This window comes from Psychrobacter namhaensis, from assembly GCF_016107545.1.
GTDB lineage: Bacteria > Pseudomonadota > Gammaproteobacteria > Pseudomonadales > Moraxellaceae > Psychrobacter > Psychrobacter namhaensis.
In genome coordinates this window covers 49,488-61,649 of record NZ_JABASS010000002.1, presented here as the reverse complement: position 1 = coordinate 61,649, position 12,162 = coordinate 49,488, and the positions used below count along the sequence as shown (strand labels likewise).

At 46.2% G+C, this 12,162-nt stretch carries 12 protein-coding genes; 6 read left to right on the top strand and 6 right to left on the bottom strand.

Features of this window, described 5'->3' with window-relative positions:
- Window positions 1-160 precede the first annotated feature (160 nt).
- Entirely contained in the window at window positions 161-1,306 is a 1,146-nt protein-coding gene (locus JFC06_RS02155; RefSeq protein WP_193006736.1) for a formate/nitrite transporter family protein, read from the top strand.
- A gap of 159 nt (window positions 1,307-1,465) precedes the next feature.
- Here JFC06_RS02155 and JFC06_RS02150 read toward each other — a convergent pair whose 3' ends face one another.
- From JFC06_RS02150 to JFC06_RS02125, 6 genes are all read right to left on the bottom strand, one after another.
- Entirely contained in the window at window positions 1,466-2,389 is a 924-nt protein-coding gene (locus JFC06_RS02150; RefSeq protein ID WP_193006735.1) for a bile acid:sodium symporter family protein, read from the bottom strand.
- A 336-nt stretch (window positions 2,390-2,725) separates the two neighbouring features.
- On the bottom strand, window positions 2,726-3,232 hold the full coding sequence (locus JFC06_RS02145) for a YbjQ family protein (protein WP_193006734.1): 507 nt from the start codon (window positions 3,230-3,232) through the stop codon (window positions 2,726-2,728).
- Between the two features lie 48 nt (window positions 3,233-3,280).
- Window positions 3,281-3,712 (bottom strand): YbjQ family protein, encoded by a 432-nt coding sequence (locus JFC06_RS02140; protein ID WP_193006733.1) that lies wholly within the window; start codon window positions 3,710-3,712, stop codon window positions 3,281-3,283.
- A 104-nt stretch (window positions 3,713-3,816) separates the two neighbouring features.
- Complete coding sequence (locus JFC06_RS02135) at window positions 3,817-4,374, bottom strand: UPF0149 family protein (RefSeq protein WP_198333811.1); 558 nt, start codon at window positions 4,372-4,374, stop codon at window positions 3,817-3,819.
- 279 nt (window positions 4,375-4,653) lie between these two features.
- On the bottom strand, window positions 4,654-4,887 hold the full coding sequence (locus JFC06_RS02130; RefSeq protein ID WP_021815424.1) for a PA3496 family putative envelope integrity protein: 234 nt from the start codon (window positions 4,885-4,887) through the stop codon (window positions 4,654-4,656).
- 184 nt (window positions 4,888-5,071) lie between these two features.
- Window positions 5,072-6,553, bottom strand: a complete 1,482-nt coding sequence (locus JFC06_RS02125; protein WP_193006731.1) for a hypothetical protein — start codon at window positions 6,551-6,553, stop codon at window positions 5,072-5,074.
- Window positions 6,554-6,969: 416 nt separating this feature from the next.
- Between JFC06_RS02125 and serB the strand changes: the two genes are divergently transcribed.
- The 5 genes from serB (at window position 6,970) to bioB (ending at window position 12,082) form a co-directional block, all read left to right on the top strand.
- A complete protein-coding gene (gene serB / locus JFC06_RS02120) occupies window positions 6,970-8,160 on the top strand; it encodes a phosphoserine phosphatase SerB (RefSeq protein WP_198333810.1) in 1,191 nt (396 codons plus the stop codon).
- 183 nt (window positions 8,161-8,343) lie between these two features.
- Window positions 8,344-9,339, top strand: coding sequence for a DUF368 domain-containing protein (locus JFC06_RS02115; protein WP_198333809.1), 996 nt, complete (start codon window positions 8,344-8,346; stop codon window positions 9,337-9,339).
- 228 nt (window positions 9,340-9,567) lie between these two features.
- Complete coding sequence (aciT, locus tag JFC06_RS02110; RefSeq protein ID WP_227670095.1) at window positions 9,568-9,969, top strand: AciT family ciprofloxacin tolerance protein; 402 nt, start codon at window positions 9,568-9,570, stop codon at window positions 9,967-9,969.
- Window positions 9,970-10,140: 171 nt separating this feature from the next.
- Window positions 10,141-10,647 (top strand): SCP2 sterol-binding domain-containing protein, encoded by a 507-nt coding sequence (locus JFC06_RS02105; protein ID WP_198333808.1) that lies wholly within the window; start codon window positions 10,141-10,143, stop codon window positions 10,645-10,647.
- A 274-nt stretch (window positions 10,648-10,921) separates the two neighbouring features.
- On the top strand, window positions 10,922-12,082 hold the full coding sequence (gene bioB / locus JFC06_RS02100) for a biotin synthase BioB (protein ID WP_198333807.1): 1,161 nt from the start codon (window positions 10,922-10,924) through the stop codon (window positions 12,080-12,082).
- Window positions 12,083-12,162 lie beyond the last annotated feature (80 nt).

Below are 12,162 nucleotides of genomic sequence, written 5' to 3'. Positions count from 1 at the left end.
TTTATCAGCGTGACAAAGCGGCATTAAACAATTAACAACCCCAATCGACTGAACACTCAACAAAATAAGTCGTCGCCATGCTATAAAATGTGAGTCACGCTATAGAATATAGTGGATGTCTTTCTACTAACAGCATTATCTGATAAACAGCGAGCTGACCGTGCCCCAAGATACCGAGCATAAAACCCACTCTCAGACTGACAGTGTCGACGACAAGCACGCCATTGACGATGCTAGCAATCATGAGTATAACGCTGACGTTATGCCACAAGATAAATCTGATTTCGATTATAGGGATAAAGAGGACAGGGATAAAAGCGATAGTGATGCTGGTGCTCTAGATGATACCGACGTTCTAGAAGACACCGAAGCCACTGAGCATTTAGAAGATGAGGATTTCTCTGAAAAGATCAGCAAAGAAGACAAAGAAACCATCAAAAAGGTCGCCCACGATGACAATTTGAGTCAAGCAAAAAGCCATGCCAGTATATTGGTTGAGCAGGCAATGGACGCCAAAAAAACTTTTGGGCGCTCGCTGGGATCACTATTTACCAGTGCCTTGACCGCAGGCTTAGAGATTGGCATCAGTTTTTTTATGATTTTATCCGCTTTTGCTCTACTCAGTGGCGTGCTGCCCAATCACTACGCGCTTGTGATTGCCTCGCTCCTTTATCCCATCGGTTTTATCATTGTGGTGATTGGTCAGTCGCTACTGTTTACCGAACAAACCTCTCTTTTGAGCCTACCTGTCCTCAATGGCATCGAACCCTTAAACAAGCTGCTACGTCTTTGGGGCATTGTTATCGCGGGTAACGTCGTTGGCGGTTGTTTATTTGCCGCTTTGATGATTGGCTTGGGCTTAAATATGCAGCTGTTTAGCGCGAGTGATATTGACGCTTATGCCGAGCACATTTTGGGGTTTCGATGGTGGGTCATATTTGGCAGTGCCATATTGGCCGGTTGGATGATGGGCGTCACCGCATGGCTTGTGACCTCAGCACGCGACACCCTAAGCCGCATCGTCTTAGTCACTGTTATCACTGGCAGTATTGGGTTTTTGGGTCTGCACCACAGTATCATTGGTAACATCGAGATATTTTCAGCCCTGTTATATGGCAACACGGTTAGCTTATGGCGCTATTTGCTGTTTTTAGCAGTGATATTGGTCGGTAATACGATAGGTGGCGTGGTGTTTGTCGCGGTACTCAAAAACCGCACCTTCTTATTTGACGTCGAAAAAGTAAAAGAACAAACCGCCAATGACAGAGCGGACGCCAGAACCCACGTACACGGCCGACGGCCTTAGGGTTTGATTGAGGTTATGACGTCCAAAGTCCCTGACCATAGAAGCACTTATCGCCCATAACAAGTTTAGACGTTATAAACTTATTATGGGGCAATGTGGCGGGTCAAGATGACGGCTCGACCAATCGCGGTAATTACGCTAAGTATATGCCAGCTTTATCTAAAGTCGACGTGCGGCCAAAACGCTACTCTCTACTTCAGACCTCTTCCGCTTATTATATTTAGCACTAAACACTCTGACTAAAATGCCAGCCGTCAGGAACATGATTAACGTGTAAATAGCAGGCGTGACCGACATTGGGTAGCTGGACAATAGCGTCAACGCCATAAATATAGACAAGGTGCTGTTTTGCAGTCCCACTTCTAGCGTCACAGAAGTTCTTTGTGCCAAATTCAATCCGAACCACTTACTGGTGTAATAACCCAGCGCCATGGTTGAGACATTTAGTAACAAGGATACTGGCCCTACCTCGATAAAGGAGCCAACAATGATATCTCGTTGGACATAAACTAAAAACAAAACCAAAAACGCCAAAAACACCACACCAAATCTTGACACATACACTTGTGACTTTTCAGCGACTTTAGGAGCAAAGCGCTTGATAATCATGCCAATACAGATCGGCACGATGGTCAATAATATCAAGGTAAGCATGGTTTTTACGACTGGTAACTGAAACTCACTACCTGCCCCCATAAAATGAATCAAGGAGTAACTGAGCACCACAGGAATCGTAAAGACCGTAATGACACTAGCAATAGCCGTCATGGTAACCGACAGCGCAACATCGCCTTTGGCCAAATACGTGAACAAATTGGAGGTTGTGCCGCCTGGGCACAGAACAAGAAGCATCACCCCTACTGCATACTCTGGCGACAACGGCATAATGTTGGCTAACAAAAACCCAATGATCGGTAACATGATTAGCTGATTGGTGAGACCTATACCAACCGCTGTGGGAAACTTTAGAACGCGTTTGAAGTCGTTCACAACAAGACTCAACCCCATACCCATCATGATAAAAAATAGAGAAATGGGAATGACGACTGAATTTACTAACGTGACTATCTCAAGACCTTCCATAACTACATCCATGTAGATAAGACCCGCTTTTGGGTCGGTTTATGACAATGCCGTGATGGGCTACCAGCCAATCCTGCTGATAGTTTGGATAAAAGCCATCGACGTCATTAGCGTTTTCGTACAACTCGTCTCTCATACCATCGAGTTTTTCATACTGTATTATTTTCAGACGAGACGTCTCTATACGTATCCTAAAAACACGAGTACAAGAAAAGTAAGTATATCGCTGTCAAAGTCTATTATTTGCTTTATTCAACTACTCATCAGTCAAATAAAGAAAGGATCTTTCACAATGGATAACATAAGCGGGGATAGGCAGTTTAGATAGCCAGGGTTCTAGGTAGTGAGATGAGGAGGGACCGTTGTCGTACTACTGGCTGTGTCGCTACTGATAACCGCCGTCCCATAAGCAATGGCTTCTACCATGCTGCCCAATTGATTGACATTGGTGACCTCAAGGCGTAAACCATAAATATGGTTATAACCTTTGGCTTTGGCATCAGTACGCATACGTACGATAGCCTCTCGGCGGGCACGATCTAGTAACGTCTCGTAGGTGGTCAGGTTTTTACCAAACAGACTGAGCACGCGCGCGACAATCATTTTAAAGTAATCTTGGCCGATGACCACGCTGCCCAGTACCAACTCGCCCTCACTATGAGCGGCAAGTGTGGGACGATAAAAACGCTCGCTTGACACCACAATATCACCAAGCGCTTGCTCTGCAACACGCAGCTGCGCTAAATGCTGACGCTCATGACGCGACCCAAAAAACCAACCAGCGGCGAACAATAAAATAAACGGCGCATAGTTGATGAGCATTTGAGTGAGGGAGTTATTCATGGCACGTCTCTTATCGTAAAAAGCATCAATGCTTTGAAGCTCGGTTCATTAACCAAAAGGATTGAAACGTGGCAAATCATCCGTCGGCACAGGTGCTGGATTTTGCATGGTGGGCTGTTGACCATCATTTGGCGGATTTTGATAGGATTGCTGTGACATAGGCACGGCTTTGACAGCGGTACCGTAGACAAACAACTCAGAGGCACCCTGAGCGATGCTAGATGTCGAAAAACGCAGACCAACGATGGCATCCGCACCCAACGCTTCGGCCTTAATAATCATACGGTCTATCGCCTCTTGGCGCGACTCTTCTAACAGCTCGGTATAAGCCGTCAACTCACCGCCGACGATGTTTTTTAGCCCAGCAAACAAGTCTTTGCCGACATGCTTTGAGCGCACGGTACTACCGTACACCACATCGAGGCGCTCGGTGATCTGATAGTTAGGCAAGTGCTCGAGGTTAGAGAGTTGCACAGTCATAGTACGACCTTATCGGTGACTTAATAGGATTATCATGAGCATCTAGCAGCATAGACAATAGTCAACCAAACGGCGACTAGAGGTCAGTGCTGCTGTAAAAGATACTAATCATTGGTATGGAACAATAAAAACAGCTCAGTTAAGTTGCCTTCGATACTATTGGCCATTTGCACCAATTTATCTTCATCGCGACGCATCTCAGCCAGCTCTGGATCTTCATCATCGATACCGCTCAACACAATCATAGGCAAGGTCAATACAGCCACATCTTCTGCGGTCTCTTCGTCCTCAAACCAGTCGCTTGCTTCATCGCCATACATCGCATCGACAAAGCCAATCGACCAAGCAACGATGTCTGACTCATCTGAAAAATCGACCGCCACTTCTTCGTTACCCGCGTCTTCACCAAACGGCAGCTCGATAGGCGTCTCGTTTTTTAGCTCCGCCATGATAGCGTCACGCCAGCGCTGGATACCGTCGATGACATTGTCTGGAATCTCACTGGTATGACCTTCAAATAAGGCATCCATCCAGTTTGGCAACGGGCGTCCGATCACTGTCGCGGTCAAAAAACCATGGGCCGCGACACTATCGAGCACAAACTGGCTCTCTTGATTGTCTAAATAGTCTAGTAGTTCATCGAAGCTTAGTTGATTACTCATGAGGTAGTGGTCCTTAATAGATGGATTGCGTCAGTCGCAATAAATGATTGGATGAATGCAGGATAGCGGAAAATCTGAGGATAAAGGTCGTTTGGATAAACACCCAAACCACCATTATAAAGTAAGAACATTGAATAGAGCGGGTTACTAGCAACTGTAAAAAGTGGCAAATAGGACACCATCAGCTTAGCGCAGCCAGATAAATATCCAGTAATAAAGCGCGTTAGTCGGCTTACATGACTTGGCTACCTTCACTGCCATCACAACTGAGTCTAACGCCTAAAGATCGTCATCCCAGTCATCGCCATCTTCATCGAAGTTGTCTATATCATCTAGATCGTCTTTTAGCTCTTTGGCCAAACGCTTTTCTTCTAGCAAGTTGTCAATCAACCGACGCTTCTCTAGGCTACTTAAGCGTGTACGTACACTCGTTTCGGCCTCTTCCACCATCTTTGCATCATCATCGTCGACAAAATCATCATCAAAATCGTCGTCAATATCAGCGTCACTCATGAAAAACTCCTATCTTTTTTAGCAAGGGTATTAATAATACATCAATATATATATGCCTTATAAAGTCTCTGTTAAGCGTTGTCAATCCTTTTTATCACTATGGCCTATTTTGTATTCAGAGCCAACATAACGATACCAGTCCTACAGCAGACAATTGTGTATAAACCACTAAGCCCCAGTGTGGTTAAGTAGATGACTCGCCATCATTTTCTACCATTAATACGGCGTTACGGACATCCGCTAAACGCTGAATCATCGCATCATTACCACCATCAAATATGGCACATTCGCGCTCATAGACGGTTGTCGGACGCATGACGCTATGTACTTGTACATGGTGACTGATCTGCTTGGTACCTGCATTCGGTAGTAAGATCAGCATTTGCTCTTTTTTGCCGATACTGTGTAGCAGTTGCGTCATCGCCTCTGACTGCGCGTCATCACTGACCCCCGCTTTGGCAGGCAAGGCAAAACGTGACAGCTCAATATGCTTATCATGGATAATCTTGTTGAGCATTAAGTACAGTTTGCCAAGCATCACACCAGCGAGCGCAACTTTTGCATGGCTGTTGTCCGCTTTTAACAACACGCTTGCGCCATTATCTTCAAAACGTGGCTCATTCATCACGCTCACACCCAGCAATAGTGGCTGCTTGAGTAGCTCGGTCACCGCTTGATTCAACAGCTGTGTGCATAACGCCAGATAAGGCAAACGCTGAGCCGGTGCCAGACGCTCAAGCATATTGAACTCATCATGAAACACAATCTGCACTCTCACACTGTCAAACGAGCGGGTGGCAGACAGTCGAGAGGCGCTACTAGACTTATGAGCGCTACTATCTTTAGAGCTAGCATTAGCGCTGCTTATCTCATTTTGTCTGCTGGCTGACTGATGATCCGTGCGCTCTGCAGTTGCACTTTCAGTAGTGCTGGCGCTAGCGCCACCGGTATCACTCGCCCCGTTTTGATTTTGCTGGGTTTTTAAATATTGATTCACTTCACTGTGCACATCAAATTTGTGCATAGGGGTTGTCTCACTGTCTGTTGTGCTCTCAGTAGAACCGACCGTGTCTCTATCCGTTGAACGACGTTCAAAGTCACGATCATAGCTTCGCGGGTCAATCTGCATATACTGCTCGCGATGCAAGTCTTGAATGTCACGGCTTAGGGCATTGATCTGCTCTTTGGTTGGACGAGCAAGATAACCATAAATCAGCCAAAGTAATAAATGCAGTAGCATGGAACCGATGACAAACGGCCATTGCATGGCGATAATCTCGCCTTTGCTAATATCTTTTAGCGTCAACGACACACTGCCAATCACCGCATCGCCATTGGTGGCAATCTGTCGAATGGTATCCCCTTGCTGCATTGGCGCGTTGCCAACAGGTACCAAGACATCGTCGTTATTGTCTTTAATCAATATGCGTGTCACGTCTTGCTCGCTAGTATAGCGATTAGCAATGACACTTAAGCTGACACGGTCTTTATTTTCTAAAGACAACCGTGCTTCATCAATCAGCTGGGCGACCATCTGCTCGCCTTTTAACGCACGACTTTTGCTCAGCTGCTGATCTGTACTGATGACCAATAGCAGAGTCTGTAAACAAAAACTAACCAGAAGAATAATGGCAAACAACCCTTGCCGCGGCGCTAAATACGTCATGATATGTTAAACTTTTTTGGATAAAAGAAATTAAAAAACAAGGCTATCGCTCATTTTTTGGCTAAGTTAAAAAAAATGGTACTGCGTACATCTTTACAAACCGTTACTCAAAGCAAGTGCTGTTGTCTAAGATGTTGTTACTTAACGTAAGCTGGCGCACTTTGGACTCGCTGTAACTGATAACACTATCAGAAATACAGTCACCTGTTACGCTCTACTATATCACCATAATAAACCTTATAGCGTGAGCAACTTTATAAATTTATCATAATAGTGGTATTCAATTTTAACGGTCTTTTAAGCCATAACAGCCGTTTTTGCACCACCATGATACTTTGTGTGTCATCTATAGGCGCTGCCCAGTAAAACTGGTATTATTCCTAATCTTATATGAGCATACAAGGGACAATTGAGCCATGCCAAACAATACATCTTATTCGTTACCAAAAGACAGCAAAGCATGGCAACAAGCCGTCGATTCTATTGCATCACTACTACCTGAAGGCACCAACTTACAAGATTTTGACGCGCTACAGTCTCTCCCTGTGTTTGCTCTCATTGTCGTACTACCTAACAAAATATCCACTCTTGATATCCATCAGTATGTACAGTCATGGGTCGATGAGCAGCCAAGCTGGCATTTGGTCACCGTCGCAGAAGATACCGATGCCAGTTTTGTCAATATCAGCGTTTCTGATACAGAGCCGATGGCAGGGAACGCGCAGCGTCTACCCTTTACCCAGTCGCAAGTATTCCGCTACTTGCTGGTTCCAGTGACTGATACGCTCATGCACCCCGGTAAAAAAACCGCTGCCGCGCACATCATTGATGACCAGCTGACGACGCGCTTGCGTCACGATTTAACTGAAGCGTATAAAAACGCTAATCATGCAAATAATACCGACCACCTAGATGTGGTTGATTGCCATATTTTGTCTGTCGGTCATATGCTCCGTACCCATAAGCTTGCCTGCTTTGATATGGATTCAACCTTAATTGAGCAAGAAGTCATCGTCGAGCTGGCCAAAACCGCAGGCATCGGTGAGGAGGTTGCCGCCATCACTGAAGCTGCCATGCGCGGTGAAATTGAGTTTGATGAGTCTTTTGCCAAACGGGTAGCGTTATTAAAAGGCATCTCAACCGAGGTGCTTGATGAGATATGTGGCCGCCTAACTCTATCCATGGGCGCTCGCACCACCATTAGCGCGCTAAAAGCCTTAGGCTATCATACGGTGCTCGTCTCAGGCGGATTTACCTATTTTGCTCGCTACATCGCTGAGCAGCTGGGCATTGACGAAGTTCATGCAAATGCCTTAGACATCGACGAAAATGAAGTCACAGGTCATGTCCAGCTGCCCATCGTCAATGGTGCCAAAAAAGCCGCTATCGTCGAACATACAGCTGAGCGTTTGGGTATCGCGATGTCACAAGTCGTCTGCGTTGGTGATGGTGCCAATGATTTACCGATGATGAGCATTGCCGATCTAGGCATCGCTTACCATGCGAAGCCCATCGTCCAAGCTCGTGCAGATGCCGCGATCAACGTGACTGGGCTTGAAGGCACCCTTTATGCGCTTGGCTATCCAGCCTTAGCGCCGACACAGTAGTGACCACACTCTCAAAACAATACCCGAAGCTAGATTGATGTTTTTATCATTAATCTGGCTTTTATGCTTTTTTCATGCCATCAGCTTCATACAGCCATTTTTAGCGTCCCTGTTTTAGCGCGGCCATAAACGCGACACACCATTAACCCTCAACACTTATTGTTAAATAATGAAGGATTGTCCATGACGGCACCACAATCACCACGGCCGAACGAGCCGTCAGCGCCACCACTATTGGATAAGAATGCTCCTCCTAAACCCGCCGATACGCCCAAGCAATTACTGGGGGTTTATATCAAAGGAATGTGCATGGGCGCAGCGGACATCGTGCCTGGTGTCTCTGGCGGTACCATTGCATTGATTGCTGGGATTTATGAGCGCTTGATTAATGCGCTTGGCAGCATTGGCCCAAATCTCTGGCAGATATTTCGACAAGAAGGCGGCATTAAAGGGCTGCTTGCTGTTTGGCGAGCGGTCGATGCGACATTTTTACTGTTTTTGTTACTCGGTATTGCGAGCAGTTTTGCGACTTTAGCTGGCATTATTAAACACTTGCTGGACAATCAGCCGCTGTATATCTGGTCGTTCTTTTTTGGGCTGGTCATCGCCACAGTCTTTATCCTATTAAGTGAGATTAAACGCTGGAATGTAGGCCGGGTGGCATTGTTTGCCACTGGGCTTATCTTCGCTGTGGTCATCAGTAGCTTACCCTTACTCACCACCACACCCAGCTTGCCGTATTTGTTTATAACAGGGGCTATCGCGATTTGTGCCATGATATTGCCTGGTATATCAGGATCGTTTATTTTACTGTTGTTGGGTGCTTATGACGCGGTATTAGAAGCCGTGCATACTCTGAATTTTAGTATCATCTTTACTGTTATTGCGGGTATGGCCACTGGTCTGTTGTTGTTTACCCGTGCCCTTAAATGGTTGTTATCCCGCTACTATCAAGCCACGTTAGCGCTACTGACAGGCTTTATCGCAGGGTCTTTGGTCAAAGTGTGGCCGTGGAAAACGGATGCCTTGGGCACGCTAAATAGCGAGGCGATAAACAACGTCATGCCTTGGCACTATCCTACTGGCGCCCATTGGCTAACCACGCTAGGGCTGATGCTACTGGGCGCATTTTTGGTGTTACTGTTATCGTGGTGGGGCAACCGTCGCAACCCTGTTTAAGCGCTACCGTCAGCTCAGAATAAACCCCTCTCTATAACTCTCTCTGTTTGCAAAACTAAGCGCCATCTTTGTGGTGCTTAGCTCAAAATCTGCACGAGAAAAACCTCAAAACGCGCTAAAAAATCAAACGTCAACGGTTGTCGCAAAGTCGCCTCTCCCCTCTTTAGCTTTGTTCCCCAAACTTTCATAATAGCCCCATTGGAATTCACCTTATGAATAGCGAGATGAATGATGTTACTCACTGTATTTTCTTTTATTGCCATAGACACATGGAGCAATGCTGCATTGCTTGGTTATAGCGTCCTAGCGGGCTCGGTAGTGGCAATCGCTTTATCATCACAACGTTGGCTACTGTGGTATCTGTTTGGTGGGATGGCGTATTGGCTAGGCGTGGAAGCCATCCAGAGCACCTTAGCAACTCGCCCTATGCTGTCTGAGCTATCAGAGTGGCACCGCTATGTGGTCGCCATGGGTATTAGTTGGTTGCCTTTAACGGTTTGGGTACTATATCGGGCGCTACGTTATGAGGATGTTAGTCAATCAGTACAACAACAGCGCAAACTAGAAGCGGCGCGCTATATTGAGCACACCCCTGTTTATGATGACGACTATCAGCCACGCTTTTATTAAGCCTGCTCTAATAATATTAATGCCCACGAATGTTACAAGATACTTAACGCACTCTACGTAACTCCTAAAGAATTGAGCCTGACTCATCGTTTATAATCTACTTATATATTTGTGCCAAAAATTGTTATAAAGTACGCATGATTTTGCGTCTCATTCTTTAGGAGTTTCCTTATGTTTACTGTGCCTGTATTAGATATCAAGTCCGACCCATTAGATGTGTTATTGGCCGTGATTGGCTACCGTTTGTCTATGCTTGCTGATAGCAATGACGAAGACGTTAAAGCGCTTTTTGCTGATCGCAAAGTCACCATTGAGCTTGCCAGCGACGAGTCTGATGTCGCGCGTTATTATCGCTTTGATAATGGCCAATTTAGCCAACACAGCGGTCATGCAGAAAAAGCCGACCTTACGATCAACTTTAAAGACTCTATGACTGGCGTCAAGCTTTTGACCAAAGGCGATCTGCCAGCCTTTATGACTGCGGTACAAGAAGGCAATTTGAGCATTGAAGGTGACTACAGTCTTATGATGTGGTTTAACAAGCTTGCGAAGCATATCGTGCCGACCATTCCAGAAGAGTACAAACCGTACATCCAAAAAGCCAAACCTTATGCGTATAAAGCTCAGCAGCTTGCCAATCACTGGATCGGAGTGGCGAAACACAAGTTGGGCAAGTAACTCTACTGTCATAACTTAGTGTTGCTATAACCTAGTATTTACCTGACTTATCATCCCCATAATTTACCAATGATGAGATCATGGCGTCACAAATGGTTACGGTTTATGGGCTTTATTGTGTTGATGCTAAATACTCTCTAGCAGGGTTCTGACTTTCTAAAAAGGTTGCGTTATACTATACCGCAACCTTTTTTATTGTCGCAAAAACGACCGTCGCTCCAAGTATTTAGATTAAATTGACACGATTTACTATTATTATAAAAGGATTTATACCATGGCAGGATTACTTAGCATTGCAGAACCGAATGCCAGTCGCCCCACTGACCCAATTGATAATCAAAATAGCCTCAATAATGACTTGTTGGCCCGCCTTGCAACAGACGCTACTAAAAGCCTGCAAGCCAGCAAACAGTATAGCCGTGAAGACATCGCTGCGTTATTTGACTTACCTTTGATGGACTTATTGCTACAAGCGCAAACGGTTCATCGTCAGCACTTTGCTGCCAATGAGGTACAAATCAGCACCTTACTGTCCATCAAGACAGGCAACTGTCCTGAAGATTGTGGCTACTGCTCCCAGTCGGGTCATCACCGCGACACGACTAAGCTGCAAGCAGAAAAGCGCTTAGAAGTTGACAAGGTGATTGCCGCGGCCAAACGTGCCAAAGCCACTGGTTCATCGCGCTTTTGTATGGGCGCGGCTTGGAAACATCCCAGCGCCAAAGACATGCCTTATGTGGTTGAGTTGATCAAAGAAGTCAAAGCATTAGGACTTGAGACCTGTATGACCCTTGGTATGCTCGATACCGCGCAAGCCACCCAATTGGCCGATGCAGGATTGGATTATTACAACCACAACCTAGACACGTCACGCCGCTACTATGAGCAAGTGGTCAGCACCCGCAGCTACGATGAGCGTCTAGACACGCTCACCAACGTGCGCAACTCAGGCATCAATGTCTGTAGTGGCAATATCGTGGGCATGGGTGAAAGCCGTGATGACCGCATTGACTGGGTGCATGAGCTGCTCAAAATGCCCAAAGCGCCAGAGTCTATTCCGGTGAATTTATTGGTTCCTATCGCAGGCACGCCGATTGGCGATCGAGTGATTGAAGAGGGTCAGCTATCGGTGCTTGAGTGGATACGCACCATCGCTGTGACGCGGATCTGCTGCCCGACCAGTTATGTGCGCCTGTCTGCTGGACGCGAAAGCTTGTCTGATTCTGAGCAGGCTTTGGCCTTTATGGCTGGTGCCAACTCGTTCTTTTATGGCGATAAGCTGCTGACCACAGGCAATGCCAGCCAGTCAAGCGATAACAGACTGATGCGTGAGCTTGGCTTAACCGCACAATTTGCGGCTCCTAGACCACCAAAGCAAGTGCCTGTCATGGATGCGATGAGTGGTCATCAATCACAAGTTGTGTTGGCAGAGTAGTTTTTTAACGCTACCATTATTGGATCATCTGCGCTAAGCTTGCCAGCACGATTTACCGCCCCAATCTGCTTGGGCATATA

What these genes read in the sequence shown, in the direction of transcription:
- JFC06_RS02150 (WP_193006735.1), bottom strand. Translation starts at nt 2,389, where the DNA reads ATGGAAGGTCTTGAGATAGTCACGTTAGTAAATTCAGTCGTCATTCCC.
- JFC06_RS02145 (WP_193006734.1), bottom strand. Translation starts at nt 3,232, where the DNA reads ATGAATAACTCCCTCACTCAAATGCTCATCAACTATGCGCCGTTTATT.
- JFC06_RS02140 (WP_193006733.1), bottom strand. Translation starts at nt 3,712, where the DNA reads ATGACTGTGCAACTCTCTAACCTCGAGCACTTGCCTAACTATCAGATC.
- JFC06_RS02135 (WP_198333811.1), bottom strand. Translation starts at nt 4,374, where the DNA reads ATGAGTAATCAACTAAGCTTCGATGAACTACTAGACTATTTAGACAAT.
- JFC06_RS02130 (WP_021815424.1), bottom strand. Translation starts at nt 4,887, where the DNA reads ATGAGTGACGCTGATATTGACGACGATTTTGATGATGATTTTGTCGAC.
- JFC06_RS02125 (WP_193006731.1), bottom strand. Translation starts at nt 6,553, where the DNA reads ATGACGTATTTAGCGCCGCGGCAAGGGTTGTTTGCCATTATTCTTCTG.
- serB (WP_198333810.1), top strand. Translation starts at nt 6,970, where the DNA reads ATGCCAAACAATACATCTTATTCGTTACCAAAAGACAGCAAAGCATGG.
- JFC06_RS02115 (WP_198333809.1), top strand. Translation starts at nt 8,344, where the DNA reads ATGACGGCACCACAATCACCACGGCCGAACGAGCCGTCAGCGCCACCA.
- aciT (WP_227670095.1), top strand. Translation starts at nt 9,568, where the DNA reads ATGATGTTACTCACTGTATTTTCTTTTATTGCCATAGACACATGGAGC.
- JFC06_RS02105 (WP_198333808.1), top strand. Translation starts at nt 10,141, where the DNA reads ATGTTTACTGTGCCTGTATTAGATATCAAGTCCGACCCATTAGATGTG.
- bioB (WP_198333807.1), top strand. Translation starts at nt 10,922, where the DNA reads ATGGCAGGATTACTTAGCATTGCAGAACCGAATGCCAGTCGCCCCACT.